General features: G+C 74.1%; 27 protein-coding genes. 24 read left to right on the plus strand and 3 right to left on the minus strand.

All coding sequences use genetic code 11. The features are described from left to right. Positions 1 to 229: 229 nt before the first annotated feature. The 16 genes from ACFVHI_RS31235 to ACFVHI_RS31310 all read left to right on the plus strand — a co-directional run bounded on the left by ACFVHI_RS31235 (position 230) and on the right by ACFVHI_RS31310 (position 14,636). Positions 230 to 1,222 carry a YafY family protein gene (locus tag ACFVHI_RS31235; RefSeq protein WP_063346908.1) on the plus strand — a complete coding sequence of 331 codons (993 nt, stop codon included), beginning with the start codon at positions 230 to 232 and terminating at the stop codon, positions 1,220 to 1,222. 26 nt (positions 1,223 to 1,248) lie between these two features. Beyond that, on the plus strand, positions 1,249 to 2,196 hold the full coding sequence (locus ACFVHI_RS31240; protein WP_350878052.1) for a WYL domain-containing protein: 948 nt from the start codon (positions 1,249 to 1,251) through the stop codon (positions 2,194 to 2,196). Positions 2,197 to 2,199: 3 nt separating this feature from the next. Further along, positions 2,200 to 2,430, plus strand: coding sequence for a hypothetical protein (locus ACFVHI_RS31245; RefSeq protein ID WP_063346907.1), 231 nt, complete (start codon positions 2,200 to 2,202; stop codon positions 2,428 to 2,430). 53 nt (positions 2,431 to 2,483) lie between these two features. Continuing rightward, positions 2,484 to 2,660 carry a hypothetical protein gene (locus ACFVHI_RS31250; RefSeq protein WP_159398379.1) on the plus strand — a complete coding sequence of 59 codons (177 nt, stop codon included), beginning with the start codon at positions 2,484 to 2,486 and terminating at the stop codon, positions 2,658 to 2,660. A 300-nt stretch (positions 2,661 to 2,960) separates the two neighbouring features. Continuing rightward, complete coding sequence (gene tatA / locus ACFVHI_RS31255) at positions 2,961 to 3,278, plus strand: Sec-independent protein translocase subunit TatA (protein ID WP_063346906.1); 318 nt, start codon at positions 2,961 to 2,963, stop codon at positions 3,276 to 3,278. Between the two features lie 127 nt (positions 3,279 to 3,405). Beyond that, positions 3,406 to 4,296 (plus strand): twin-arginine translocase subunit TatC, encoded by an 891-nt coding sequence (gene tatC / locus ACFVHI_RS31260; protein ID WP_380345068.1) that lies wholly within the window; start codon positions 3,406 to 3,408, stop codon positions 4,294 to 4,296. Between the two features lie 163 nt (positions 4,297 to 4,459). After that, positions 4,460 to 5,629, plus strand: coding sequence for an NAD(P)/FAD-dependent oxidoreductase (locus ACFVHI_RS31265; RefSeq protein ID WP_380345034.1), 1,170 nt, complete (start codon positions 4,460 to 4,462; stop codon positions 5,627 to 5,629). 86 nt (positions 5,630 to 5,715) lie between these two features. Next, complete coding sequence (locus ACFVHI_RS31270; RefSeq protein WP_063346903.1) at positions 5,716 to 6,030, plus strand: (2Fe-2S)-binding protein; 315 nt, start codon at positions 5,716 to 5,718, stop codon at positions 6,028 to 6,030. After that, on the plus strand, positions 6,011 to 7,492 hold the full coding sequence (locus tag ACFVHI_RS31275; protein WP_380345036.1) for an NAD(P)/FAD-dependent oxidoreductase: 1,482 nt from the start codon (positions 6,011 to 6,013) through the stop codon (positions 7,490 to 7,492). Before ACFVHI_RS31270 ends, ACFVHI_RS31275 begins: the two co-directional genes overlap by 20 nt. A 123-nt stretch (positions 7,493 to 7,615) precedes the next feature. Continuing rightward, a complete protein-coding gene (locus tag ACFVHI_RS31280) occupies positions 7,616 to 8,479 on the plus strand; it encodes a dihydrodipicolinate synthase family protein (protein ID WP_380345070.1) in 864 nt (287 codons plus the stop codon). Positions 8,480 to 8,595: 116 nt separating this feature from the next. Further along, the gene (locus tag ACFVHI_RS31285) at positions 8,596 to 9,600 is read left to right on the plus strand and encodes a proline racemase family protein (protein ID WP_063346900.1); all 1,005 of its coding nucleotides are present in this window, start codon (positions 8,596 to 8,598) and stop codon (positions 9,598 to 9,600) included. 104 nt (positions 9,601 to 9,704) lie between these two features. Further along, positions 9,705 to 11,075 (plus strand): aldehyde dehydrogenase family protein, encoded by a 1,371-nt coding sequence (locus ACFVHI_RS31290; protein ID WP_380345072.1) that lies wholly within the window; start codon positions 9,705 to 9,707, stop codon positions 11,073 to 11,075. Beyond that, a complete protein-coding gene (locus ACFVHI_RS31295; protein WP_380345038.1) occupies positions 11,075 to 12,103 on the plus strand; it encodes a proline racemase family protein in 1,029 nt (342 codons plus the stop codon). Before ACFVHI_RS31290 ends, ACFVHI_RS31295 begins: the two co-directional genes overlap by 1 nt. A gap of 107 nt (positions 12,104 to 12,210) precedes the next feature. Beyond that, complete coding sequence (locus ACFVHI_RS31300) at positions 12,211 to 13,092, plus strand: ornithine cyclodeaminase family protein (protein WP_380345040.1); 882 nt, start codon at positions 12,211 to 12,213, stop codon at positions 13,090 to 13,092. Positions 13,093 to 13,219: 127 nt separating this feature from the next. Next, entirely contained in the window at positions 13,220 to 13,930 is a 711-nt protein-coding gene (locus tag ACFVHI_RS31305; RefSeq protein WP_063346897.1) for a GntR family transcriptional regulator, read from the plus strand. Positions 13,931 to 14,039: 109 nt separating this feature from the next. Then, positions 14,040 to 14,636: a Uma2 family endonuclease gene (locus tag ACFVHI_RS31310; RefSeq protein ID WP_380345042.1), complete on the plus strand. Its 597-nt coding sequence runs from the start codon at positions 14,040 to 14,042 to the stop codon at positions 14,634 to 14,636. Between the two features lies 1 nt (position 14,637). Here the strand turns inward: ACFVHI_RS31310 and ACFVHI_RS31315 are convergent, their stop codons facing one another. Together ACFVHI_RS31315 and ACFVHI_RS31320 are read right to left on the minus strand one after the other, a co-directional pair. Beyond that, positions 14,638 to 15,318, minus strand: coding sequence for an ABC transporter ATP-binding protein (locus tag ACFVHI_RS31315; RefSeq protein WP_063346895.1), 681 nt, complete (start codon positions 15,316 to 15,318; stop codon positions 14,638 to 14,640). Further along, positions 15,315 to 16,391: an ABC transporter permease gene (locus ACFVHI_RS31320; protein ID WP_380345045.1), complete on the minus strand. Its 1,077-nt coding sequence runs from the start codon at positions 16,389 to 16,391 to the stop codon at positions 15,315 to 15,317. Before ACFVHI_RS31320 ends, ACFVHI_RS31315 begins: the two co-directional genes overlap by 4 nt. Positions 16,392 to 16,555: 164 nt before the next feature. Here ACFVHI_RS31320 and ACFVHI_RS31325 point away from each other — a divergent pair, with 164 nt between their 5' ends. Genes ACFVHI_RS31325 through ACFVHI_RS31335 form a run of 3 tightly spaced genes read left to right on the plus strand, consistent with a single transcriptional unit; the run spans position 16,556 to position 19,551 of the window. Further along, a complete protein-coding gene (locus tag ACFVHI_RS31325; RefSeq protein WP_063346893.1) occupies positions 16,556 to 17,755 on the plus strand; it encodes a sensor histidine kinase in 1,200 nt (399 codons plus the stop codon). Between the two features lie 56 nt (positions 17,756 to 17,811). Continuing rightward, positions 17,812 to 18,477: a response regulator gene (locus ACFVHI_RS31330; protein WP_380345047.1), complete on the plus strand. Its 666-nt coding sequence runs from the start codon at positions 17,812 to 17,814 to the stop codon at positions 18,475 to 18,477. 48 nt (positions 18,478 to 18,525) lie between these two features. After that, entirely contained in the window at positions 18,526 to 19,551 is a 1,026-nt protein-coding gene (locus ACFVHI_RS31335; RefSeq protein ID WP_380345049.1) for a nitronate monooxygenase, read from the plus strand. Between the two features lie 17 nt (positions 19,552 to 19,568). Here the strand turns inward: ACFVHI_RS31335 and ACFVHI_RS31340 are convergent, their stop codons facing one another. Then, complete coding sequence (locus tag ACFVHI_RS31340; protein WP_380345051.1) at positions 19,569 to 21,035, minus strand: aminopeptidase P family protein; 1,467 nt, start codon at positions 21,033 to 21,035, stop codon at positions 19,569 to 19,571. Positions 21,036 to 21,249: 214 nt separating this feature from the next. Here ACFVHI_RS31340 and ACFVHI_RS31345 point away from each other — a divergent pair, with 214 nt between their 5' ends. From ACFVHI_RS31345 to ACFVHI_RS31365, 5 genes are read left to right on the plus strand one after another with little or no spacing between them, the layout of a single operon-like run. Further along, on the plus strand, positions 21,250 to 23,001 hold the full coding sequence (locus ACFVHI_RS31345) for an ABC transporter substrate-binding protein (RefSeq protein ID WP_380345053.1): 1,752 nt from the start codon (positions 21,250 to 21,252) through the stop codon (positions 22,999 to 23,001). Positions 23,002 to 23,014: 13 nt separating this feature from the next. Next, positions 23,015 to 23,974 carry an ABC transporter permease gene (locus tag ACFVHI_RS31350; protein ID WP_063346889.1) on the plus strand — a complete coding sequence of 320 codons (960 nt, stop codon included), beginning with the start codon at positions 23,015 to 23,017 and terminating at the stop codon, positions 23,972 to 23,974. A 31-nt stretch (positions 23,975 to 24,005) separates the two neighbouring features. Beyond that, a complete protein-coding gene (locus tag ACFVHI_RS31355) occupies positions 24,006 to 24,992 on the plus strand; it encodes an ABC transporter permease (RefSeq protein ID WP_380345055.1) in 987 nt (328 codons plus the stop codon). Further along, positions 24,992 to 25,990 carry an ABC transporter ATP-binding protein gene (locus tag ACFVHI_RS31360; RefSeq protein ID WP_380345057.1) on the plus strand — a complete coding sequence of 333 codons (999 nt, stop codon included), beginning with the start codon at positions 24,992 to 24,994 and terminating at the stop codon, positions 25,988 to 25,990. The genes ACFVHI_RS31355 and ACFVHI_RS31360 overlap by 1 nt, the downstream gene beginning before the upstream one ends. Continuing rightward, entirely contained in the window at positions 25,987 to 26,964 is a 978-nt protein-coding gene (locus ACFVHI_RS31365) for an ABC transporter ATP-binding protein (protein ID WP_380345059.1), read from the plus strand. The genes ACFVHI_RS31360 and ACFVHI_RS31365 overlap by 4 nt, the downstream gene beginning before the upstream one ends. Positions 26,965 to 26,995: the final 31 nt, after the last annotated feature.

Raw genomic sequence — 26,995 nt, forward strand, 5'->3', positions numbered from 1 at the left:
CGCACACCCCGGGGGGCTCCACACTTATCTCGCTCGACCACCTGCTGGGCGTCTGTTTCGTCCCCCACCGGGGCCCTAACCCCGAGGGGTGTTCGGCCCACGGTCGTCTCCGGAGGCGGCTTTTGCACTGCGTACCGCTACCGGTACGGTCGGTCCCGCCGGGTGACGACCTCCCGGCGGGCGCACCCCGCGCACCCCGCGCACGCGCGGCACACCGGAAGGGTCAGCGATGGCGATCGCCAAGGCAGAGCGGCTGATGAATCTCGCCCTGTGCCTGATGAACACCAGACGTCCGCTCTCCAAGAAGGAGCTGCGGGAATCCATCGAGGCGTACCGCGAGGCCTGGCAGAACAGCAGCGAGGACGCCTTCAACCGGATGTTCGAGCGGGACAAGGACGACCTGCGCGAACTCGGCCTGGTGATCGACGTCGACGAGAGCGCCCTGGACGGCGAACTCGGCTACCTGGCCCGCGCCGACCGCAACCGGCTGCCCGAGATCGCGCTGGACGCCGAGGAGGCGGCCGCGCTGACCCTGGCCGCCCGGGTCTGGCAGCAGGCCAAGATGTCCGGCGCGGCCAGCGGCGCGCTGCAGAAGCTGCGCGCCGCCGGGGTGCCGTTCGCCGAGCCCGAGGGCCGGACCGCCCTGGAGCCGCGCATCCCCGCCCGGGAGGCCGCGTTCGAGCCGCTGCTCACCGCCGCCCGGGACCGCCGCCCGGTCGGCTTCGAGTACCGCAAGGCCGGCGCCGCCGCCGGCGAGCTGCGCACCGTCGAGCCGTGGGCGCTGGAGTGCTGGCGCGGGCACTGGTACCTGGCCGGGTGGGACCGCGACCGCGGCGACGCCCGGGTGTTCCGGCTCAGCCGGATCACCGGCAAGGTCCGGGCCAAGGCCGGCGCCTTCCTCGGCACCGTGCCCGAGCACGTCGACGTCCGCGCCACCGTCGCCAAGTTCGCGGGCGAGGGCGCCACCGCCACCGCCACCGTCCGGGTCCGCCGGGGAGCGGGCTTCCCGCTGCGCACCAAGGCGCTGAGCAGCGCGCGGGTGGACGACGGCTGGGACGAGCTGGAGATCCCGTACGGCAACGGGCTGGGCGCCGACCTCGCCGAGTTCGGGCCGGACGTGCTGGTGCTCGGGCCCGAGGAGCTGCGGGCCGACGTGATCGACCGGCTGCGGGCCGTGGCCGGGCTGGACGTGGTGAACGGAAGCGGAGGGGTTCAGGCGTGAGCAACGCGATCGACCAGACGCGGCGGATGCTGTCGCTGGTCACCTACCTGCGCGAGCGCCCCGGCGCCGAGGTGGCCGAGGTGGCCCGCGCGTTCGGGATCTCCGAGCGCGAGCTGATCGGGGACCTCAACGTGCTGCCGATGTGCGGCACCAGCTTCCGCGGCGGCGACCTGCTCGACATCGACACCGACGGCGAGCGGATCTGGTGGCACAACGTCGACGACGTGGCGCAGCCGCTGCGCCTCGCCGCCGACGAGGCCACCGCGCTGCTGGTCGCCGCCCGTGCGGTGGCCGGGCTGCCCGGCCTGCGGGCCGGCGACCGGGAGGCGCTCACCCGGGCCGTCGTCAAGATCGAGAACGCGGCGGGCGAGAGCGCCGCCGGCAGCGCCCGGGTCGGCGTGACCTTCGAGGCGGAGGGCCACGTGTTCGCCGACATCGACCGCGCGCTCAGCGAGGGGCGCCGCCTGTGGCTGCGCTACTACTCGCACGGGCGCGGCGGGATGACCGAGCGCGAGGTCGACCCGATCCGGCTGCTCACCGAGGGTCACACCTACCTCGAGGCCTGGTGCCGCACCTCCGAGGACCACCGGATGTTCCGGCTGGACCGGGTGGCCGAGATCCGGGTGCTGGACGTCCCCGCCGACCCGCCCCGGCGCGAGCCGCGCGATCTGAGCGGCGGGCTGGTCAACCCGTCCGCGGACGACCCCGAGGTGGTCGTCGAGGTCTCCTCCGGCGGGCGCTGGGTGGCCGAGTACTACACCCACGACCGGGCCGAGGAACTGCCCGACGGCGGGCTGCGGATCACCCTGCGCAGCGCCGACCCCTCCCAGCTGCGCCCGCTGGCGCTGCGGCTGGGCCGGGACGGCCGGATCGTCTCGCCGCCCGGGCTGGCCGGGCAGGCCCGTGCGGCCGCCCTGGAGGCGCTGGCCGCGTACGGGGAGCAGACCGTTGCCGACGGGGAGGGGCGGGTCTGATCGGTGGAGCCCGGGACCAGATTCAAGGTGTACTGCTCCGAGTGCCGGGAGAAGGTCGAGCTCCCGGCGGAGGAGTTCCGGCTGACCCTCGGTCGCACCCCGGCCCAGGCGCACTACAGCTTCGGCTGCCCGCTCTGCGGGGCGGCGGTGCGCAAGCCGGCCGGGGAGAAGATCGTCGCGGCGCTCGTCGGGGCCGGGGTCCGCACCATGCGGCTCGTCCCGGCCGAGGGGTAGCGGGCGCTCTCCTGCGGACCGGGCCGGGGGGCCGGGCCCGATAGGGTGGGCGCATGTCCTGGATGCTCGTCGCCGCCGTCCTGCTCGCCACCGCGGGCCTGCTGGTCCTCGGGGTGCTCGCGATCCGGCTCTGGCTGGACGTGCGGGCGCTGGCCAAGGGCGTGGACGCGGCCTCGCGGGCGCTGGCCGAGGCGGCGGGGGAGCTGGCGGAGGCCGTACCGGGGCGGTAGGGCCGTCCGGTGGCACCCCTCGGGTGGTGCCCGCCGGGTGAGGCCGTCCGGTGGTGGCCGTCCGGTTGTTCCCGTTTGGTAGCGCCTGTTCGGTAGCACAGGAGGGCCGTCGGTGGTACGGGGGCTGCTGCGGGGAGGCGGGGGCGGGTTACGCTCTCAGATGGCTCCTGCAGATGGCTCCTGAACTGCGAACCGGGGCCGCTGTCCTGTTCGGGCGGCCGTCGTCGTGGCGTCATCCGCAGCGGTTACCATCCGCGGCGGGGGGCCCGACGGGTCGCCATGAGTGAAGGTGGTCGCGCAATGCGCATCTCGATGACCGCGATCGTGGTGGTCGTGATTTTCGCCGTCCTGCTGTTCGGCGCCAAGCGGCTGCCCGACCTGGCTCGCTCGCTCGGGCAGTCGATGCGGATCCTGAAGAGCGAAACCAAGGCCATGCGCTCGGACGGCGCCGAGGAGGACGCCGCCGCGACGCCGCCTCCGGCGCCCCGGGTCGACGGCGGTTCGGCGACGACCGCGGCCAGGACCATCCAGGCCGCTCCGGGCGCCTCGGGCACCGCCCGCCCGGTGGCCGAGCCCGCCGCCGGGCCGTCCGCGGCCGACGGCGACCGCCCGCGCTGAGCGCGGCGCACGTGACGAACGCGACCACGGAGGCCCGTCGACCGGCGGGCCTCGACGCACGAGTTGAGGACCGGGGTTGAGCAAGCTCTCCAAGGCGTCGAAGGCGTCCAAGGATCCTGAGGGGCGGATGGCCCTCACCGACCACCTGCGGGAACTGCGCAACCGCGTGGTCAAGTCGGTCCTGGCGATCGTGGTGATCACCATCGTGGCGGCGATCTACCACAGGCAGATCGAGAACTTCCTGCTGGAGCCGCTGCCGCGCTGCACACCGGAGACCGCCAACCAGTTCAAGGGCAAGTGCGCCCAGGTCTCCAACATCGGTCTGACCGCCGGTTTCACCTGGATGCTCAAGGTGTCGCTGACGGCCGGTGTGGTCGCGACCGTGCCGATCTGGCTCTACCAGGTCTGGGCCTTCGTGGCACCCGGTCTGCACCGGCACGAGAAGAAGTACGCCGTCATCTTCATGCTGTGCGGGGCGCCGCTCTTCCTGGCCGGTGTGGGCTGCGCCATCCTGGTGCTGCCGACCACCGTCGACGTGCTGATCTCGTTCACCCCGGACAAGACCACGCCGATTCTGCCGCCCGAGGACTACCTCGACATCGCCACCCGGATGGTGCTGGTCTTCGGCTTGGCCTTCGAGTTCCCGCTGCTGCTGGTCATGATGAACATGGTCGGCATGGTCACCGGCAAGCGGCTGCTCGGCTGGTGGCGCGGCATGGTCATGGGCATCACGGTCTTCGCCGCCTTCGCCACCCCGAGCGCCGATCCGGTGAGCATGCTCACGCTGGCCGCGCCGATCTGGGCGTTCTACTTCCTCGCGGTGGGCATCGCGATCTTCAACGACAGGCGCAAGGAGCGCCGCAACCCCGACGCCGGGCTGAGCGACGAGGAGGCCTCGGAGCTGGACCTCTCGGTGCAGCCGGTGGCCGGTACGGAGATGGTCCAGGCCTCGGCCGCGCCGACGGCCGGCGCCCCGGTGCCCGCCGCCCGTCACGAGCAGATCGACGACATCACCTGAGCCGGTAGCGCACCCTGAGGCCCCGGCCCGCCGCCCGACGCGGTGGGCCGGGGCCTTTTGGCTGCTCCGGCCCGGTGAGCCCGGGCTTTTGTACTGCTCCGGCCCGGTGCGGGATTCGGCGGGTGGTCTTGGCACGATGGATGGCATGTGACATATTACTGACGTGCTCAAGACCCAGAGACCTCCCCTGGATGTCGTCGTGGTCGGCGCCGGCGTGGTCGGCGCCGCCTGCGCCTACTACGCGGCCCGCGCCGGGCTCACCGTCGCCGTCGTCGACCGTGGACCGGTGGCCGGCGGCACCACCGGCGCCGGCGAGGGCAACCTGCTGGTCTCCGACAAGGAGCCCGGGCCCGAACTCGACCTCGCGCTGCTCAGCACCCGGCTCTGGCACGACCTCGCCGAACACCTCGGCGCGGACGTCGAGTACGAGCCCAAGGGCGGCGTGGTGATCGCCTCCACCCCGGCCGGGCAGGACGCCCTGCGGGCCTTCGCCGTCGGCCAGGCCGCCGCCGGCGTCACCGCCGAGGAAGTCCCCGCCGAGCGGCTGCACGAGCTGGAGCCGCACCTCGCCCCCGGCCTCGCCGGCGGCTTCCACTACCCGCAGGACGCGCAGGTCCAGCCCGCCCTCGCCGCCGCCCACCTGCTGCGCGAGGCCCGCCGGATGGGCGCCGAGCTGATCACCGGCGAGACCGTGACCGCCGTGTACCGGGGGCCGGACGGCGCCGTGCGCGGAGTGCGCACCGACCGCCGCCGCCTCGACGCCCCCGCCGTCGTCAACGCGACCGGCACCTGGGGCGGCGAACTGGCCCGGCTGGCCGGGGTGCACCTGCCGGTGATGCCCCGCCGCGGCTTCGTCCTGGTCACCGAGCCGCTGCCGCGGATCGTCCGGCACAAGGTCTACGCCGCCGACTACGTCGCCGACGTCGCCAGCGGCTCGGCCGGGCTGCAGACCTCCGCCGTGGTCGAGGGCACCCCCGGCGGGCCCGTGCTGATCGGCGCCAGCCGCGAACGGGTCGGCTTCGACCGCACCCTCTCCCAGGAGGTGCTGCGGCGGCTCGCCGCCCAGGCCGCGGCGCTCTTCCCGGTGCTCGCGGACGTCACCGTGATGCGCACCTACCGGGGCTTCCGCCCGTACCTGCCGGACCACCTGCCGGCCATCGGCGAGGACCCCAGGGCGCCCGGGCTCTACCACGCCTGCGGGCACGAGGGCGCCGGCATCGGGCTGGCCCCGGCGACCGGCCTGCTGATCAGCGAGCAGCTGACCGGCAAGCAGCCGGAACTGGACCTCGCGCCGTTCCGCCCGGACCGCTTCCCGGCGGACGCCGGGGCCTGAGCCCGGGACTGCTGCCTGCCTGCCGACTGCCTCGCTCTGTCGATCGCCCTCGTTCGTCGACCAACCCCGGAACGGAGAAGCCGCCGATGCGCCGCACCCCCGCCGACCTGGTCCGGGCCGAACCCGGCCCCGCCCACCACATCGAGTTCGACGGCCGACCCGTCCCGGCCCTGCCCGGACAGTCGATCGCCGCCGCGCTCTGGGCCGACGGCGTGCTCGCCTGGCGCACCACCCGGGTCGGCGGCCGGCCGCGCGGGGTGTTCTGCGGCATCGGCGCCTGCTTCGACTGCCTGGCCACCGTCGACGGCCGCCCCAACCAGCGCACCTGCCTGCTCCCCGCCGAACCCGGCACCACCGTCACCACCCAGGAGGGCAACGGCCGTGCCGACCTCGCCGTCTGACCGGACCGCCGTCGAAGCGGCCCGACGCCCCGACCTCGCGGTGATCGGCGCCGGCCCGGCCGGGCTCGCGGCCGCCGTGACCGCCGCCGACCTCGGGCTGCGCTGCGTCCTGCTGGACGCAGGCCGCAGCACCGGCGGGCAGTACTACCGGCACCCCGCGCCCGGCCTCGGCGCCGCCCGCCCGGACCGGCTCCACCACGGCTGGTCCGTCTACACCGGACTGGCCGACCGGCTCGCCGCGCACGAGCGGGCCGGGCGGGTCCGCTTCCTCGGCGGCCACCAGGTGTGGGCGCTGGAGCGGACCGGCGACGGCTTCGCCGTGCACGTCACGCGCGGACCGGAGGCCACCGACCGGGCCACCGTCCCGGCCGCGTCCGTGTTGCTCGCCACCGGTGCGTACGAGCGCCAGCTGCCCTTCCCCGGCTGGACCCTGCCCGGGGTGGTCACCGCGGGCGGCGCCCAGGCGATGCTCAAGGCCGGGCTGGTGCTGCCCGGACGGCGGATCGTGGTGGCCGGCAGCGGGCCGCTGCTGCTCGCGGCGGCGTCCTCGCTGGTCACCGCCGGGGCCGAGGTGCCCGCGGTCGTCGAGGCCACCGACTACCTCGGCTACGCCCGGCGCCCCGGCGCCTTGGCGGCCGTCCCCGCCAAGCTCGTCGAGGGCGCCGGCCACGGGAGCACGCTGCTGCGGCACGGCGTACGGCTGCGCCCGCGCAGTGCCGTCGTCGAGGCGCACGGGACCGAGCGGGTCACCGCCGTCACGGTGGCCCGGCTGGACGCCGACTGGCGGCCGGTGCCCGGCACCGAACGCCGGATCGCCTGCGACGCCGTCGCCGTGGGCCACGGGCTGCTGCCGCAGATCGACCTGGCCACCGAACTAGGCGCGGCCACCAGGACCGCCCCGGACGGCGCGGTCGGGCTCCAGGTCGACGCCCGGCTGCGCACCACCGTGCCCGGCCTCTGGTCGGCGGGGGAGACCAACGGCGTCGGCGGCGCGGACCTCGCGATCGTGGAGGGCGAACTGGCCGCGCACGCCGTGGCCGACCGGCTGCCGAAGCCCGCACTGCTGCGCCGCCGGGCCCGGCTGCGGAACTTCGCCGACCTGATGGCCGCGGCCCACCGGCCCGGCCCCGGCTGGACCGGCTGGCTGCGCCCGGACACCGACGTCTGCCGGTGCGAGGAGGTGCCGGTCTCGGCGATCCGGGAGGCCGTGGACGAGCTGGGCGCGGGCGATCCGCGCACCGTCAAGCTGCTCACCCGGGCCGGGATGGGCTGGTGCCAGGGCCGGATGTGCGGTCCGGCCGTGGCCTGCCTGGCCGGCTCGGGTGAGCCGGGGCCGGACCGGCGGCCGCTGGCCTGCCCGGTGCCGCTGTCGCAGCTGGCGGCCGGGCCAGCCGGGCCGTCCGGGTCGTTCGGGTCGTCCGGGTCGTCCGGGTCGTTCGGCGAGGCCGGCGACACGCCTTAGGGCATGTTGCGGGCCGGGGACTCTTGTCTCCGGCCCGTCTCCTCTAATAAAATGTCACACCTCACCAAGGAGCTCATCGTGTCCAACACCCCACACGACACCGCCCGGCCCTGGCGCGGCATCATGGTCGCCACCACGATCCCGCTGCGCCCGGACCTCTCCGTCGACTACGACGCGTACGCCGAGCACGTCCGCTGGCTGATCGAGTCCGGCTGTGACGGCGTCGTCCCCAACGGCTCGCTGGGCGAGTACCAGACGCTCACCGCCGAGGAGCGCGCCCGCGTCGTCGAGGTGGCCGTCGAGGCGGCCGGCGACGGCTCCCGGGTGATGCCCGGCGTGGCCGCCTACGGCAGTGCCGAGTCCCGTCGCTGGGCCGAGCAGGCCGCCGAGGCCGGCGCCGGCTCCGTGCTCCTGCTGCCGCCGAACGCCTTCCGGGCCGACCACGCGTCCGTCCGGGCGCACTACGCCGACGTGGCCAAGGCCGGACTGCCCGTCGTCGCGTACAACAACCCGATCGACACCAAGGTCGACCTCGTCCCCGCGCTGCTCGCCCAACTGCACGGCGAGGGCTCGATCGTCGCGGTCAAGGAGTTCAGCGGCGACGTCCGCCGGGCCTACGAGATCGCCGAACTGGCCCCCGGCCTGGACCTGCTGATCGGCGCCGACGACGTGCTGCTGGAACTGGCGCTGGCCGGCGCGGTCGGCTGGATCGCCGGCTACCCGAACGCCCTGCCGGAGGCCAGCGTCGCGCTGTACCGGGCCGCCGTGGCGCACGAGCTGGACACCGCGCTGCCGCTGTACAAGTCGCTGCACTCGCTGCTGCGCTGGGACTCCAAGACCGAGTTCGTCCAGGCCATCAAGCTGTCCATGGACATCGCCGGGCGCCCCGGCGGCCCCGTCCGCCCGCCGCGCCAGCCGCTGACCCCGGACATCGAGGCGGCCGTCCGCGCGGCCACCGAGAAGGCGCTGGCCGAGGGCCTGGCCTAACCGGGAGACCTCGTCACCAGGGCCGGCTGAGGGGGCAGCCGGCCCGGCCCCACCCACCCGATCCGGCGTACGGTCACCACCTCCGTACGCCCACTCCGACGGGAGTCGTCAGAGCCATGCGCAGCCGTCACGTGTTCCACGCCGTCGACTCGCACACCGAGGGCATGCCGACCCGGGTCATCACCGGCGGCTTCGGCGTCATCCCCGGCGCCACCATGGCCGAGCGCCGGGTGCACTTCCAGCAGCACCTGGACCACTTCCGCACCCTGCTGATGTACGAGCCGCGCGGCCACGCCGCGATGAGCGGCGCCATCCTCCAGCCGCCGACCCGGCCCGACGCCGACTTCGGCGTGCTCTACATCGAGGTCTCCGGCCTGCTGCCGATGTGCGGCCACGGCACCATCGGCGTCGCCACCGTGCTGGTCGAGACCGGCATGGTGCCGGTGGTCGAGCCGGTCACCACGGTGCGGCTGGACACGCCCGCCGGACTGGTGATCGCCGAGGTGCGGGTCGAGGACGGCGCCGCCACCGCGGTGACCATCCGCAACGTGCCGTCCTACTCGGCCGCGCTGGACGCCAAGATCGAGGTGCCCGGGTACGGCACGATCGGCTACGACCTGGCGTACGGCGGCAACTTCTACGCCATCCTGCCGCTCGCCGAGTTCGGGCTGCCCTTCGAGCGCGAGCGCAAGCAGGACATCCTGGAGGCCGGACTGGCCCTGATGGCCGCCATCAACGCGAGCCCCGACCGCCCGGTGCACCCGGAGGACCCGTCCATCCACGGCTGCCACCACGTCCAGCTGCTCGCCCCCGGCTCCACCGCCGAACACTCCCGGCACGCGATGGCCATCCACCCCGGCTGGTTCGACCGCTCGCCCTGCGGCACTGGCACCTCGGCCCGGATGGCGCAGCTGCACGCGCGCGGCGAACTGCCGCTGGGGCGCGACTTCCGCAACGACTCCTTCATCGGGACGACCTTCATCGGGCGCCTGGTCGAGGAGACCGAGGTGGCCGGGCGGCCCGCCGTGGTGCCCACCGTCACCGGGCGGGCCTGGGTCACCGGCACCGCCCAGTACTTCCTCGACCCGCGTGACCCGTTCCCGGCCGGGTTCCTGCTGTAGAGCTGTCTGAAGCGGTTTGAAGCTGTTTGAAGCCGTTTGAAAGAGGAGCCGGCCTCGGGGGAGGGGCCCGCTCAGACGTCCGCTGAACCACCTTCGAAGGGCTGCTGGTCGTGACCATCACCTCGTACAACCCCGCCGACCCCGCGGACCTCGTCGTCGCCGTCGAGGAACCCGGCGCCGAAGCCGTCCGGGCCGCCGTCGCCCGGGCCCGGGCCGCCCAGCCCGGCTGGCTCGCGGCCGGCGCGGGCGCCCGGTCCGCGGCGCTCGGCCGGATCGCCGAAGCGGTCGAGGCGCACGCGGACGAACTGGCCGGGCTGATCGTGCGCGAGGTCGGCAAGCCGCTCGCCGAGGCACACGGCGAAGTCGCCCGCACCGCGGCGATCTGGCGCTACTACGCACAGGCGCCGTTCGCGCCGTCCGGGGCGGTGCACGAGACCGCCGCCGGGCCCGGGCTGCTGCTCACCCGGCGCCGCCCGTACGGCGTCGCCGGGCTGATCGCGCCGTGGAACTTCCCGCTGGCAATCCCCACCTGGAAGGCCGCGCCGGCGCTGGCGGTCGGCAACACCGCAGTGCTCAAGCCGGCGCCCGAGGCGACCGCCTGCGCGCTGCGGCTGGCCGAACTGGCCGCCGGGGCCGGGCTGCCGGAGGACGTGTTCACCGTGCTGCCGGGCGGCGCCGAGGAAGGCGCGGCGCTGGTCGACACGGCCGACGTGGTCTCCTTCACCGGCTCGACCGGCGTCGGCCGGGCCGTGGTGCGGGCCGCCACCGAGCGTGGCGTCCCGGTGCAGGCCGAACTCGGCGGGCTGAACGCCGCGCTGGTGCTGCCGGACGCCGACCTCGCGCAGGCCGCCGCCCACCTCGCCGCCGCCATCGCCGGGTACGCGGGGCAGAAGTGCACCGCCACCAGCCGGGTGATCGCGGTCGGCGCCGCGTACGAGCCGCTGCGCGACGCCCTGGTCAAGGCGCTGGAACTGGTCGACGACACGGCCTGCGGGCCGGTCATCAACGCCGCCGCCCGGGACCGGCTGACGGCCGCCGTCGACTCGGCCGTCGCCGCCGGGGCCACCCTGCTCACCGGCGGCCGGGCACCCGAGCGGGACGGCTGGTACCTCGAACCGGCCCTGCTCACCGACGTGCCGGCCGAACACCCGCTGGCCCGCGAGGAGTTCTTCGGACCGATCGCGCTGCTGCACGCCGCCGCCGACCTCGACGAGGCGATCACGCTCGCCAACGACACCCCGCACAGCCTCTCCACCTCCGTGCACACCCGCAGCCTGGACGTGGCGCTCGCCGCCGCCGACCGGCTGGACGCGGGCATGATCCGGGTCAACGCGCCGTCCAGCGGCGTCGACTTCCACCTGCCGTTCGGCGGCGCCAAGGGCGCCGCCCACGGCGAGCGCGAACAGGGCCAGGCGGCACTGGACTTCTACACCGTCAGCCGCACCGTCAGCCTGCTGCCGGGCGGGGGCGCCTGATGCTCGTCCGCACCGTCGACTACCACGCGGCCGGTGAGCCGTTCCGGATCGTGCTGGACGGCGTGCCCGCGATCCCCGGCGACAGCGTCGCCGAACGGCGGGCCATCGCACTCGGCGCCGGCGGCAGCGCGACCGCGCCCCGGCCGAGCGCGCTGGACGACGCCCGGCAGCTGCTCAGCCGCGAACCGCGCGGCCACGCCGGGATGTACGGCGGGTTCCTGGTGCCGCCGGACGACGACGAGGCGCACTTCGGGGTGCTGTTCTGGCACAAGGACGGCTACTCGACGGCCTGCGGGCACGGCACCATCGCGCTCGGCGCCTGGGCGGTGGACTCCGGGCGGGTCGCGGCCCCCGCCGACGGCGTGGCCCGGGTGCGGATCGACGTGCCGTCCGGCCGGGTCACCGCGCTGGTGCACCGGGCCGACGGGCGGACCACCGGCGTCACCTTCCGCAACGTGCCCACCCGGGTCGCCGCCCTGAAGTTGCCGCTGGCCACTTCGCGGGGCACCGTGGAGGTCGCGGTGGCGCACGCGGGCGCCTGCTACGCCTCGGTGCCGGCGGCCGCCCTCGGCCTCGCGGTCGAGCCCGCGCAGCTGCCCGAACTCACCGCCGCCGGGCGGGAGATCAGGGAGCTGCTGGCCGGCGCGGCGGCGGTGGCGCACCCGAGCGACCCGCTGCTGTCGGGCGTGTACGGGGTCATCCTGTTCGACGAACTCGTCTCGGAGGACGGCGTGTTGAACCAACGGAACGTCACCGTCTTCGCGGACGGGCAGATCGACCGCTCGCCCTGCGGCTCCGGGACCTCCGCCCGGCTCGCCGTCCTCGCCGCCGAGGGCCGGCTCGCGCCGGGGGAGGAACTGCGGCACGAGTCCGTCATCGGGACGGTCTTCACCGGCCGCGTCCTGCCCGGCGGCGACCCGCTGGACGGCGGCGTCGTCACCGAGGTCACCGGCAGCGCCCACCGTACTGGCGAGCACGCGTTCGTCCTGGAACCGGACGACGACCTGGGGGCGGGGTTCCTGCTGTGACCGCTCCTGCGAACCCGCCTGCGGACCCTGCTGCGCCGCCTCATGCGTCGTCTCATGTGCCGCCTCTTGTGCCGCCCGGTACGGCGGCTGAGCCGCTCCAGTACGCCGTGCCGGGCGTTGGCGGGGTCGGCCCCGCGGCCGCGGTGGCGGCGATCGAGCGGGTGCTGCTCGACGGGTTCGACCCGGAGCCGGCACCGGCCCGCTCGGCCGTCCCCGTCCCGGCCGGCGAACTGCTGATGATGCCGGCCGCCGCCGGCCCGTACGCCGGGGTGAAGATCGCCGGGGTCGCGCCCGCCAACCCCGGCCGGGGCCTGCCCCGGATCACCGGCAGCTACCTGCTGCTCGACGGGCCCACCCTGCAGCCGCTCGCCCTGCTCGACGGCGCCGCGCTCACCGCGCTGCGCACACCCGCCGTCACCGCCGTCGCGCTGCGCCGGCTGGCCGCGCCGGACGCCGAACACCTGGTGCTGTTCGGCTCCGGGCCGCAGGCGTACGGGCACCTGGACGCGCTGCTGGCCGTCCGGCCGCTGACCAGGCTCACCGTGGTGGCGCGGGACGCCGGACGGGCCGGGGCCCTCGCCGCGTACGGGCGCGGCCTCGGGCTGGCGGCCGGGGTCGGCGGGCCGGAGGCCGTCGCCGAAGCGGACCTGGTGGTCTGCTGCACCACCGCGCGAACGCCGCTGTTCGACGGCGCCCTGGTGCCCGAGCACGCCGCCGTCGCGGCCGTCGGCTCGCACGAGCCCGACGCGCGGGAGGTGGACGAGGTGCTGGTCGGGCGGGCCGAACTGTACGTGGAGGCGCGGACGGTGGCGGCGCGCGAGGCCGGCGACCTGATCATGGCGGGGGTGGCCGGCCGGCAGCTGTGGAACCTGGCCGAGCTGGTGCGCGGCGACGCGCTGGTGCCGGCGGGGCGGCCGCGGTTCTTCAAGAGCGTCGGCATGGCGTGGGAGGACCTGGCGGTCGCGGCGGAGGTGTACCGGCAGGGGTAGGTGCCGGGCGCTCCCGGCTGCCAGGGTCGGCGCGGCCGGAGGGCAGGTGTCCGAATCACGAAATGTTGCGCACTCAACGTAACGTGACATTGTACGCTGGTGTTCTGCACCCACCCGGAGGAACACCATGGCCGACCTCAAACCCCGCACCCTGATCTCCGTACAGGAGCGGCTTCGCGACCAGGTCGCCCACGCGCTCCGGGCGGCCCTGATCTCCGGCGAACTGCGCCCCGGCGTCGTCTACTCCGCACCCGCGCTCGCCGCCGACTTCGGCGTCTCCGCCACCCCCGTCCGCGAGGCCATGCTCGACCTCGCCCGCGAAGGCCTCGTCGAGGCCGTCCGCAACAAGGGATTCCGGGTCACCGAGCTCACCGAGCGTGACCTCGACGACTACACCGAGATCCGCGCCCTGATCGAGGTCCCCACCGTCGGCCGGGTGACGCGCACGGCGACCAAGGAGCAGCTGGAGCGGCTGCGCCCGCAGGCCGAGGAGATCGTCGCGGCCGCGCGCAAGCACGACCTCATCGGGTACCTGGAGGCCGACCGGCAGTTCCACCTGGACCTGCTGGGGCTGGCCGGCAACGCCCGGCTGGTCGACGTCGTCAGCGACCTGCGGAAGCGCTCGCGGCTGTACGGCCTCAACCGGCTCGACGAGCGCGGCGAGCTGACCTCCTCGGCGGAGGAGCACCTGGAACTGCTCGACCTCATGCTGGCCGGCGACGCCGAGGCGGCCGAGGCCTGCATGACCCGCCACCTCAGCCACGTCCGCTCGCTGTGGGCGGGGCAGGACGAGGCGGCGGAGGAGGCCCGCCCGGCGCTGAAGCTGCGGGCGCGGTAGGGGCAGCCGGGGCTAAACCGCCCGTTCGGGTGAAGACTGGGGATCGGGCGGCGGAATGCGTTCGCGCCCTACGATGATGTTCTCGACATCGGCAGCCAGGAGGAAATCCATGTCCGCCGCAGCAGTGGAAGAGCCCATCGAGCAGCCGACGCTGCTCGAAGTCGCCGAGCTGATCTCCAACCAGTTCGCCGGGCACCGGGTCGAGATCGTCGGGAGCCAGATCACCGTGACGCCGCCTCCGAATGCTTCGCACGGCAAGTCGCTGAGTCGCCTCATGCGTGCGCTGTTCGCCGCCGGCCTCGACGGGGATGAGGTCGACGTCATTCAGGGCGTTGGCATCTGGCTGCCGGATGGGCCGTCGGACTACGCCGTTCCCGACCTGGCGATCGTCGATGCCGACATCGATGACCACTTGATCGAGTACAACTGTTACGACCCGGCGGTCTTCCGGCTCGTGTTGGAGGTCACGTCGTCCAACATCAGCGACGACCTGAAGCGGAAGCCCTTCGTCTATGCCGCCGCTGGAGTACCCGTCTACGTGATCGTGGACCGGACGAACCAGCGGGTCATGGTGCTCACTGACCCACAGGAGGGCGAGTACCGCGTGCACGCCGTCCACCATCCGGGGCAGTCGTTCACCCTGCCGGAGTCGATCGGGGCGTCGGTGACGCTGTCGGTGGACGACGTGCTGGCGGCGAAGAAGTAGCTCAGGCCGCTGCCGGCACTGTCAGGCGGCCGTCGTGGACTTCGGCGATCTGGTCGACGGCCGTCAGGTGGGTGCGGTCGTGGGTGACCAGGACGGTGGCGGTGGCGCGGCGGTGGGTGAGGTCGGTGATGAGGTCGAGGACGGCGGCGCCGCGTTCGTGGTCGAGGGCGCTGGTGGGTTCGTCGATCAGCAGGACGGTGGGGTCGTTCATCAGCGCGCGGGCGATGTTGACGCGCTGGCGCTGACCGCCGGAGAGCTGGTGCGGGCGGCGGGCGGCCTGGTCGCGCAGGCCGACGGCGCCGAGCAGGTCCAGGGCCCGGGGGAGGGCGGTGCGCGGGGAGCGGCCGTCCAGGTGGGCCATCACCTGGAGCTGTTCGACGGCGGTGAGTGAGGGCAGCAGGTTGGCCTGCTGGAAGACGATGCCGATCCGGGTGCGGCGCAGCGCGGTCAGTTCGGCGCGGCCGAGGCCGGTGGTGTCGGTGCCGTCCACCACGACCTGGCCGGAGTCCGGGGTGATCAGGGTGGCGGCGACCGCCAGCAGGCTGGACTTGCCGGAGCCGGACGGGCCGACGACGGCCGTGATCGAGCCCTTGGGGACGGTCAGCGACACGTCGTCCAGCGCCGTGAGCCGGCCGTCGCCGTCCGGGTAGGTGAGGGTGATGCGGTCGAGGGTCAGGCTCATCGGGCACTCCCCAGGGCGGTCAGCGGGTCGACGGAGGTGATCCGGCGGATGGACAGGGCGGCGCCGACCGCGCCGAGCGCGATCATGACGGCGGCGGGCAGCAGCAGGGTCGGGGCGTCGAGGACGAAGGGGACGGCGGAGCCGATCAGCGCGCCGGCGCCCAGGGCGAGCGCGGTGCCGGCGGCGGTGCCGAGCACCAGCAGCAGGACGGCCTGGCCGAGGGCGTCGCGCAGCAGGTAGCGGGTGGAGGCGCCGAGGGCCTTGAGCACCGCGACGTCGCCGCTGCGCTGGATCGTCCAGACGGTGAAGAAGGCGCCGATCACCAGGGCCGAGATGGCGAACAGGAAGCCGCGCATCAGCTGGAGCGAGCCGTTCTCGGAGGTGTAGGAGCCGATCGCGGCGAGGGCGTCGTCGCGGGTGCGGGTCTCGGTGCCGTGGCGGGCGTCGGCGCCGTGCAGGTCGGCGCCCTTGGCGGTGGTGAGCGCGATGACGGTCGCGTGGCCTGCGCCGCCGGGGGCGGCCTGCTGCCAGTCGGTGAGGCTGGTCCAGATCACCGGGGTGTGGCTGTACGCGGCGTCGCCGTCGACGGCCGCGACCCGGAGGCGGTGGCCGGCCAGGGTGAGGTCGGCGCCGGGGGCGAGGTCGCCCAGGTTCTTGGCGGCGGTCTTCGACAGGACGGCCTGGCCGGGGGCGATCCGGGCGCCCTGCGGGGCCAGCGCGGAGCCGTCCGGGACGCCGAAGGCGGACAGCGCCGTGGTGCGGGTGCCGGCGGCGGCCTTGGTGGTGGTGATGCCCAGCGGCTGGGCGGAGGTGACGCCCGGCTCGGCCGCCCAGGCCTGCCACTGCTCGGGGGTGACCTGGGAGTCGGTGAAGGACAGCTTCTGCCCGTCGGCGGGCTCACCGAACACCAGGTGGTCGGCGGGCAGGCCGGTGATCGCGGAGATGTTCTGCCGGCCGAGTCCGGCGGTCAGTCCGGACAGCAGACCGACCAGTACGGTGATCAGCACGATGACGGTCCCCATCAGGGCGAACCGCCCCTTGGCGAACCCCAGATCCCTCCAGGCGACGAACACGGTGGGCCTTCCTGCTGAACGAGTGTTTCCGACGCTTCCACCGTCCCGGAGAAGGGGCCCCGCGGGCATCGCACCGCGGATTGCATCCTCGGCATCAAAGGGCAGAAGCGGAGTTCAACCTTTTGATTGATGCCGGGGCCCGATCCGGAACCTAGGCTGGACGGATGGCGACCGAACGATCCCGCACCACCCCCGTCGCCCGCGTCCTCCAGGTCTGCCTGCACCTGCTCGTGGCGGGCCTGCTCGCCCTGGCCGTCGCCCGCGCCGCCGTCGGCCGGGACGGCGACCCGCTGCCCGTCGCCGCCGCGGCCACCGCGATGGCCGCCGTGTACGCCGTCGGCCCCCGGCTGGCCGCCGTCCGCCGCTCGCGCCGGGCCGCCGCGCTGTGGCTGGCGCTGCTCGGCGTCACCTGGGTGGGCGTGCTGATCGCCACCCAGGACGGGGTGTGGCTGGCGTTCCCGCTGTACTTCCTGGAACTGCACCTGCTCGGGCGGCGCGGCGGCCTCACCGCCGTCGGGCTGACCGCCGCCACCGCCATCGCCGCCTGGTCCTGGCACCAGCACACCTTCAGCCTGCCCGCCGCGATCGGCCCCGCGCTCGGCGCGGCCGTCGCCACCGCCACCGTGCTCGGCTACCAGGCGCTGTACCGGGAGAGCGAGGAGCGCCGCCGGCTGATCGACGAACTCACCGCCGCCCGCGCCGACGCCGCGGCCGCCCACCACACCGCCGGGGTGCTCGCCGAACGCGAGCGCCTCGCCCGGGAGATCCACGACACCCTCGCGCAGAGCCTCAGCTCCATCCAGCTGCTGCTGCGGGCCGCCCAGCGGGCCCTGCCGGAACGCACCGAGGCCGCCTCCGGGTACGTCGAGCAGGCCCGGCAGGCCGCCCAGGACAACCTGGACGAGGCCCGGCGGTTCGTCCGCGCGCTCACCCCGCCCGCGCTCGACGGCGACCCGCTGCCGGTCGCGCTGGAACGGCTGTGCGCCACCACGGCGGCGCACAGCGGCCTGCCGGTGAAACTGCACGTCTCCGGGGACCCGGTACGGCTGCCGGTGCCGCAGGAGGTCGCGCTGCTGCGGATCGCGCAGTCCGCGCTCGGCAACACCGTCCGGCACGCGCACGCCTCGCACGCCGAGGTGACGCTCAGCTACATGGAGGGCGAGGTGGCGCTGGACGTGTTCGACGACGGGGCCGGATTCGACCCGGTGGCGGTCGCCGGGCGCAGCGGAGGGGACGGCGGGTTCGGGCTGCCGTCGATGCGGGCCCGGGCGCGGGCGCTCGGCGGCACCTTCACGGTGGAGTCGGCGCCCGGCGGGGGCACGGCGCTCGCGGTGCAGCTGCCGGTGACGGAGGGCGGGGCGTGAACGGGCGGAACGACGGCGGGCGGGGCGTGAACGGGCGGAACGAGGGAGAGCGGACCGTGAACGAGCGCAGTGACGGCGGGCGCGGGAGCGGCACGGTGATCCGGCTGCTGCTGGCGGACGACCACCCGGTGGTGCGGGCCGGGCTGCGGGCCGTCCTGGAGGGCGAGCCGGACTTCACCATCGTCGCCGAGGCCGCGACCGCCGAACGGGCCGTCGAACTGGCCGCGGCGGGCGGGGTCGACGTGGTGCTGATGGACCTCCAGTTCGGGCCCGGCTCGGCCATGAACGGCGCCCAGGCGACCGCCGCGATCACCGCCCGGCCGGGCGCGCCCCGGGTCCTCGTCGTCACCACCTACGAAACCGACGCCGACACCCTGCCCGCGCTGGAGGCCGGCGCCACCGGCTACCTGCTCAAGGACGCCCCGCCGGAGGAACTGGCCCAGGCCGTCCGGGCGGCCGCCGCGGGCCGCTCGGCGCTGGCACCGAGCGTCGCCGACCGGCTGCTGGAACGGATGCGGACGCCGTCGGCGGCGCTCAGCGCGCGGGAGACCGAGGTGCTGGGGCTGGTCGCGGACGGGCTGACCAACCAGCAGATCAGCCAGCGGCTGCACCTGAGCCAGGCCACGGTGAAGTCCCATCTGGTGCACGTCTACACCAAGTTGGCGGTGGACTCGCGGACGGCGGCGGTGCGGGCGGCGCGCGGGCGGGGGCTGATCCGCTGAGCGTAGGGTGGGCCGGGTTCGAACCGTATCCCGGAGTGGAGGACCCCGATGGCCGTCCGTCTCGATGAACTTTCCGTGCCGGTGATCGGCGCGCCGATGGCGGGCGGGGCGTCCACCCCGGAGCTGGTGGCGGCGGTGAACCGGGCCGGCGGGCTGGGGTTCCTCGCCGCCGGGTACCGGAGCGCCGCCGCGGTGGCCGAACAGGTCGCGCTGGTCAGGGAGTTGACCGGTGGGCCGTTCGGCGTGAACCTGTTCGTCCCGGCCTCGCCCGGCGATCCGGCGGCCGTCGCCGCCTACCGGGAGCGGCTGCGGCCCGAGGCCGAGCGGTGGGGCGTGGCGCTGCCCGAGGAGATCGCGCCGGACCGGGACGACTGGGAGGCCAAGCTCGCCGTGCTGCTGGCGGACCCGGTCCCGGTGGTCTCGTACACCTTCGGCCTGCCGACGCCGCAGGAGGCGGCGGCGGTCCGCGCGGCCGGGTCGTTCCAGGTCGGCACCGTCACCACGCCCGCGGAGGCGCGGGCGGCGGAGGCGGTCGGGATGGACGCGCTGTGCGTGCAGGGCCCGGAGGCCGGCGGGCACCGCGCCACCCACCGGATCGGGGACGAGCCCGGCGACGTCCCGCTGCTGGAGCTGCTGCCCGCCGTCCGGGCGGTGACGGCGCTGCCGCTGATCGCGGCCGGCGGGCTGGGCGACGGACCGGCGGTGGCGGCGGCGCTGGGGGCCGGGGCGGCGGCGGTGCAGCTGGGGACGGCCCTGCTGCGCGCCGACGAGTCCGGGACCTCGGCCGCGCACCGGGCGGCGCTCACCGAACTCCCGGAGACGGCCGTCACCCGGGCCTTCACCGGCCGCCCGGCCCGCGGTCTGCGCAACGCCTTCATCGACCGCCACGGCCCGTACGCCCCGCCCGCCTACCCCGAGGTGCACCACCTCACCCAGCCGCTGCGCGCCGCCGCGACCCGCCGCGCCGACCTCCAGTCCATGCACCTCTGGGCCGGCACCGCCCACCGGAAGACCCGCACGGGCCCGGCGGCGGACCTGATCGCGGAGCTGTGGCGGTCCGCGCGGGCGGTGTGAGCGGCCGCTCCCCGGGCTCAGCCGAGCAGGTCGGCCATCCAGGATTCGATGGCGGGGGCGGTGCGGGGGAGGGCGTGGGACATGAGGTGGGCGCCGTCGGGGGTGATGACGAGGTCGTCCTCGATGCGGATGCCGAGGCCGCGGAGTTCGAGGGGGAGGGTTTCGTCGTCGGGCTGGAGGTAGAGGCCGGGTTCGACGGTGAGGACCATGCCGGCTTCCAGGGTGCCGTCGAGGTAGCGGTCGGCGCGGGCCCTGGCGCAGTCGTGGTAGTCGAGGCCGAGCATGTGGCCGCTGCCGCAGAGGGTGTAGCGGCGGTGGAGGCCGTTGTCCTCGGCGAGGGACTGTTCGGCGGGGATGCGCAGGACGCCCCAGTCGGCGAGGCCTTCGGCGATGACCCGCATGGCGGCGTTGTGGAAGTCGCGGAAGCGGGCGCCGGGTCGTAGCGCGGCGATGCCGGCGCTCTGGGCGGCGAGGACGAGGTCGTAGGCCTGCCGTTGGATGGGGGTGAAGGTGCCGCTGAGCGGGAGGGTACGGGTGATGTCGGCGGCGTAGAGGGTGTCGGTTTCGACGCCGGCGTCCAGCAGGAGCAGGGAGTTCGGGTCGAGGGCGCCGTCGTTGCGGATCCAGTGCAGGACGCAGGCGTGGGCGCCGGAGGCGGCGATGGTGGTGTAGCTGGTGCCGTTGCCTTCGGCGCGGGCGCGCAGGTCGAAGACGCCCTCGATCCAGCGTTCGCCGCGGGGGTGGCGCAGGGCGGTGGGCAGGGCGCGGACGACGTCCTGGAAGCCGGTGACGGTGTGGTCGACGGCGAGTTGTAGCTGGTCGATCTCCCAGGTGTCCTTGACCAGGCGCAACTCGGCGAGGACGGCGTCGAGTTCGCCGTCCCGTGCGGTGTGGGCGCCGGGGCGTCCGGTGCTTTCGTCGACGAGGGGGTCGGTGCCGGCGAGGACGCGGGTGGGCGGCTGGGGGCCGGTGAGGAGTTTGTCGAGGTCGTCGAGGTGTTCGGTGCGCAGTCCGGTGAGCGCGGCGGCTTCGGCGAGGTCGGGGCGGCGGCCGACCCAGAACTCGCCGTAGCGGCGGTCGCGGTAGAACTCGGCGCCGTTGGCGTGCCCCCCGCGGGGGGAGCGGGGGCGCAGGTACAGGACCGGCTCGTGGCCGTGGGGGCCGGTCGGTTCGAGGACGAGGACGTGGTCGGCCTGGTCCTCGCCGGTGAGGCCGGTGAGCCAGGCGTAGGCGCTGTGCGGGCGGAAGCGGTGGTCGAGGTCGTTGCAGCGGACCTTGAGCCGGCCGGCGGGGACGATCAGCCGTTCGCCGGGGAAGGCGGCGGAGAGGCGGGCGTGGCGGCCGGGGAGGCGGTCGTGGCCGGGGGCGCGCTGGTCGGCGGGGAGGGGGGTGGCGGCCCAGCGGGTGCCCATGAAGGCGTCGAGGGCGGGGGAGACGGGGAGGTCGTGGCTCCCGGTGTTGAGGCCGGTCTGGCGGTGGGTCACCGGTGAACTCCTAGGAGGGGCGGGGGTGGTGTGGCCCGGACACAGCTCGGTAACGGGAGGCGTCACCTCTTGTGCAGTGCAATTTCACATTACTATGTTACGGGTCACACCGCGGAGCGGCCAGACCTCGAAGGTCGCCTCCCGGTCGGGTCCCGGATCACCTCCCGGGGCGGACCACGGGCTTCACGGCAGGCCCCCCACAGCGGAGTTGCACATGACCAGGCGCACCCACGCCGCCCTCGCGGCGGCCCTCGCGGCGACCCTCACCCTCGGCCTCGGGGCCTGCAAGAACGACAAGAGCGACAGCGGCGCCGACGCGGCGGCGGGCAGCACCAAGGGCCCGGGGGCGGCGTCCGGTTCGATCGTCGGTGGCACCCCGGTCAAGGGCGGCACCCTCACCGTCCTGTCCAACCAGGACTTCGCCCACCTCGACCCGGCCCGCAACTGGACCATGCCGAACATGGACTTCGGCATCCGGCTGCTCTACCGCACCCTGGTCACCTTCAAGGCCGAGCCGGGCGCCGCCGGCAGCGAGCTCGTCCCCGACCTCGCCACCGACCTCGGCCGCTCCTCCGACGGCGGGAAGACCTGGACCTTCACCCTCAAGGACGGCGTCAAGTACGAGGACGGGACGCCGATCAAGTCCGCCGACGTCAAGTACAACGTCGAGCGCTCCTTCGCCCCGGACCTCACCGGCGGCCCCGACTACGCCCAGCAGTACCTGGCCGGCGGCGAGAACTACAAGGGCCCGCTGAACGGCGAGCACCTGGCCAGCATCGAGACCCCGGACGAGAAGACCGTCGTCTTCCACCTGAAGCGCCCGGTCGCCGAGTTCTCCTCCACCGCGACGCTGCCGACCTTCGCCCCGGTGCCGCAAGCCCAGGACAAGGGCACCCAGTACGACCTGCGCCCGTTCTCCTCCGGCCCGTACAAGATCGAGACCTACGACCGCGGCAAGCAGCTGACGCTGGTCCGCAACACCAACTGGGACCAGTCCACCGACCCCGTCCGCAAGGCCTACCCGGACAAGATCGTCGTCGTCGAGGGGCTCAAGGCCGGTCAGATCGACGACCGGATCATCGCGAGCGAGGGCGAGGACGCCTCCACGATCGAGTGGGCGACGCTGCGCCCGGAGTCCATCTCCAAGGTGCTGCCGAAGCCGGACGTGAAAAGCCGGCTGATCGCCGAGCAGCAGGGCTGCACCGACATGCTCTACCCCAACACCTCCAAGGCGCCGTTCGACGACCCCAAGGTGCGCGAGGCCCTGATGTACGCGGTGGACCGGGACGCCCAGGTCACGGCGTTCGGCGGCCCGGCGACGGCCGACGTGGCCACCTCCTACCTGCCGCCCGCGCTGACCGGCGGCACCAAGCAGGACACCCTGAAGATCGCCCCGACCGGCGACCCGGAGAAGGCCAAGCAACTGCTCAAGGACGCCGGCAAGACCGACCTCAAGGTCTCGCTGACCGTCTCCTCCGGTGACAAGACCCGGGCCGAGGCGCTCCAGCAGTCGCTGGCCAAGGTCGGCATCCAGGTCACCATCACCACCGCCGACCCGTCGGTCTACTACGACACCATCGGCGACACCAAGAACGCGCCCGACCTCGCCATCCTCGGCTGGTGCCCGGACTACCCGTCGGGTGCCACCTTCCTGCCCCAGGTCTTCGACGGCCGCACCATCAAGGAGAAGGGCAACCAGGGCAACGTCGAGCAGTTCCGCGACCAGGCCACCTCGGACCGGATCGACCAGATCAACGCGATGAGCGACGTCGCCGAGGCCAACAAGGCCTGGATGCAGCTCAGCGACGACCTGCTGAAGAAGGCGCCCACCGTGCCGCTGCTCTGGCTGCGCCGCCCGCTGCTGGCCGGCACCAACGTGGCCGGCGCCTTCGGCCACCCGGTCTGGACCGGCCAGTGGGACTTCGCCACCATCGGCCTCAAGGACCCCTCGAAGAGCAAGGGCTGAGGGGCCGTCCGCGATGAGCACACGCACTGAGCCCGCCGCCGCGCCGGTCGCGGCGGCGGGCCCCGCGAAGGCCGCCGGCCGCGGGCCGTGGCGGCTGGTCTGGGACCAGCTGTGGGCCAGGGGCTCGGCCCGCTTCGGCCTGGTCACGGTCGCCCTCCTGGTCCTGCTGACCGCCCTGGCCGGACCGCTGAGCGCGCTCGGCGGCTGGACCCCCGACGAGTTCGACAAACGCGCGATCGACCCCTACCTCGGCGGCCTGCCGATCGGCGACTTCGGCGGGATCGGCACCCGGCACTGGCTGGGCGTCGAACCCGCGACCGGGCGCGACCTGTTCGCCCGGGTCCTGCACGGCGGCCAGACCTCGCTGCTGATCGCGTTCACCGCCACCGTGCTGGTCGTGGTCGCCGGCACCCTGACCGGCATCGCCGCCGGTTACTTCGGCGGCCGCACCGACGCCGTGCTCTCCCGGCTGATGGACCTCACCATGTCCTTCCCGTCCCTGATCTTCATGATCTCGATGATGTCGGTGGCCAAGGACGTCAACCGGATCCTGCTGATGACCCTGGTGATCGGCCTGTTCGGCTGGCCCGGCATCGCCCGCGTGGTCCGCGGCCAGACCCTCTCGCTCAAGCACCGCGAGTACGTCGACGCGGCCAAGGTCGGCGGCGCCCGCTCCTGGCGGATCCTCACCCGGGAGATCCTGCCGAACGTCTCCGGGCCGATCATCGCCTACACCACGCTGCTCGTCCCCGGCATGATCGCCACCGAGGCCGCGCTCAGCTACCTCGGCGTGGGCGTGCGCCCGCCGACCCCGTCCTGGGGTCAGATGATCGCCGAGAGCATCGTCCACTACGAGACCGACCCGACGTACTTCCTGATCCCGACGGTCTTCCTGTTCCTCGCCGTGCTCGCCTTCACCCTGCTCGGCGACGCGCTGCGCGACATCCTCGACCCCCGAGGAGGCCGGTCGTGATCCTCTCCCCCGACCCCCGAGGAGGCCGGCCGTGATCCTCTACCTCGGGCGCCGACTGCTCGCCGCGGCCGGCATCCTGCTGGCCGTCTGCGCGATCACCTTCACCATCTTCTACCTGCTGCCCTCCGACCCGGCGGTGGCCGCCTGCGGCAAGACCTGCAGCCCCGACCGGGTCGCCGAGGTCAAGGCGGCGATGGGCCTGGACAAGCCGGTCTGGGAGCAGTTCGCCACCTACCTCACCGGCATCTTCGCCGGGCGCGACTACGGCAGCGGCGCCAGCGCCACCCACTGCGGCTTCCCCTGCCTCGGCTACTCCTACGAGTACTCGCTGCCGGTCTGGGACCTGCTCACCGACCGCCTGCCGGTCTCCGTCTCGCTCGCCATCGGCGCGGCCGTGCTCTGGCTGGTCCTCGGCCTGGGCGCCGGCGTCACCTCGGCGCTGCGCAAGGGCGGGCTCACCGACCGGACGCTGATGGTGGCGTCGGTCGGCGCCGCGTCGCTGCCGGTCTACTTCACCTCGATCATGCTGATCTGGGGCGTCGTCCGGACGGCCGGCCTGCTGCCGTACCCGGCGTACCACGCGTTCACCGACGATCCGTTCGCCTGGGCCTCCAACCTGCTGCTGCCGTGGATCGCCCTGGCCCTGCTGTACGCGGCCATGTACGCCCGGCAGAGCCGCAACTCGATGATCGAGGCGATGGCCGAGCCGTACATCCGCACCGCCCGGGCCAAGGGCCTGCCGCCCGCCACCGTCGCCGTCAAGCACGGGCTGCGCTCCGGGATGACGCCGATCCTCACCATCTTCGGCATGGACCTCGGCGGCCTGCTGGCCGGCGCCGTCATCACCGAGTCCATCTTCGGCCTGCCCGGCGTCGGGCGGCTGTTCTACGACGCGCTGGTCCGCTCCGACCAGCCCGTCATCCTCGGCGTCACCCTGCTCGCGGCCTCCTTCATCGTCGCCGCGAACCTGCTGGTCGACCTGCTCTACGCGTACGTCGACCCGAGAGTGAGGTACTGATGACTCTGTTGGAGGTCGACGACCTCAGGGTCTCCTTCGACACGCCCCGGGGCGTCGTCCGGGCGGTGGACGGCATCTCCTTCGCCGTCGAGGCCGGGCGGACCCTCGGCCTGGTCGGCGAGTCCGGCAGCGGCAAGTCCGTCACCTCGCTCGCCGTCATGGGCCTGCACCGCGGCGCCGCCGTCACCGGCTCGATCCGGCTCGACGGGATGGAGCTCAACGGGCTCGGTGAACGGGCGTTGGGCGCCGTCCGGGGCCGCCGGATCGCGATGATCTTCCAGGACCCGCTGTCCAGCCTGCACCCCTTCTACACCGTCGGCGAGCAGATCGCCGAGCACTACCGGGTGCACTTCAAGGCCAACCGCAGGGCGGGCCGCGCGCGGGCGCTCGAAATGCTGGCCGAGGTCGGCATCCCGGAGCCGGCCCGGCGGGTCGACGAGTACCCGCACCAGTTCTCCGGCGGCATGCGCCAGCGCGTCATGATCGCCATGGCCCTCGCCTGCGAGCCCGAACTGCTGATCGCCGACGAACCCACCACGGCCCTCGACGTCACCGTCCAGGCGCAGATCCTCGACCTGATCGCCCGCATCCAGCAGGAGCGCGGCCTCGGCGTCGTCATGATCACCCACGACCTCGGCGTGGTCGCCCGGGTCGCCCACGAGGTGCTGGTCATGTACGGCGGCCGGGCCGCCGAACAGGCCTCGGTGGACCGGCTGTTCGCCACCCCCGGGCACCCGTACACCCGCGGCCTGCTGGACTCGCTGCCGCGCCTGGACGACACCGACGACGCCCCGCTGCGGGCCATCCCCGGCAGCCCGCCGTCGCTGATCGCCCCCGCCCCCGGCTGCTCCTTCGCCCCGCGCTGCGCCCGCACCGACGCCGCCACCGCCGAGGAACACGCCCGCTGCCTGGCCGAACGACCCGAGCTCGGCCCGCTCGCCCCCGGCCACCAGGCCGCCTGCCACCTGCCGCTGGTGCCGGAAGGAGCCCGGACATGACCGAAACCCTGCTGTCCGTGAGGGACTTGGTGAAGACCTTCCCCGGTCGACGAGGGCGCACCGGCCGCCCCGGCGCCCCGGTCCGCGCCGTCGACGGCGTCAGCTTCGACGTCGGCAAGGGCGAGACGCTCGGCCTGGTCGGCGAGTCCGGCTGCGGCAAGTCCACCACCGGGCGGATGATCGTCCGCCTGCTCGACCCGACCTCCGGCACCGTCACCTTCGACGGCACCGAGATCGGCGGGCTCTCCCAGGCCCGGCTGCGACCGCACCGGCGGCACCTGCAGATGGTCTTCCAGGACCCGTACTCCTCGCTCAACCCCCGGCAGACGGTGGCCCGGATCATCTCCGAGCCGCTGCTGCTCCAGGGGTTCGGCGCGGCCGACGCGCGCCGGCGGGCCGGCGAGCTGATGGAACTGGTCGGGCTGATCCCCGAGCAGATCGACCGCTACCCGCACGAGTTCTCCGGCGGCCAGGCGCAGCGCATCGGCATCGCCCGCTCGCTCGCCACCTCGCCGAAGCTGGTCATCGCCGACGAGCCGGTCTCCGCGCTCGACGTCTCCATCCAGGCCCAGGTGGTCAACCTGATGGAGCGGCTCCAGCAGGAGCTCGGCCTGGCGTACGTGTTCATCGCGCACGACCTCTCGGTGGTCAAGCGGGTCTGCGACCGGGTGGCGGTGATGTACCTCGGGCGGATCGTCGAGATCGGCGACAAGGCCGAGGTGTACGGCAGCCCGGCGCACCCGTACACCAGGGCGCTGCTGTCCGCCGTTCCGCTGCCCGACCCGGCGGCTGAACGCGCGCGGGAGCGGATCGTGCTGCTCGGCGACCCGCCGAGCCCGGCGAACCCGCCGTCCGGCTGTTCCTTCCACCCGCGCTGCCCCAAGGCGCAGGAGATCTGCCGCACGGACCGTCCGCTGCTGCGGATCGCCGGGCCAGGCGGCCGGGAGGCGGCCTGCCACTTCCCGGAGGCCTGATTCCCGCGGGCCTTCGCGGGCCTTCATGAGC

The sequence above is a fragment of the Kitasatospora sp. NPDC127121 genome, from assembly GCF_042677305.1.
Classification (GTDB): Bacteria; Actinomycetota; Actinomycetes; order Streptomycetales; family Streptomycetaceae; genus Kitasatospora.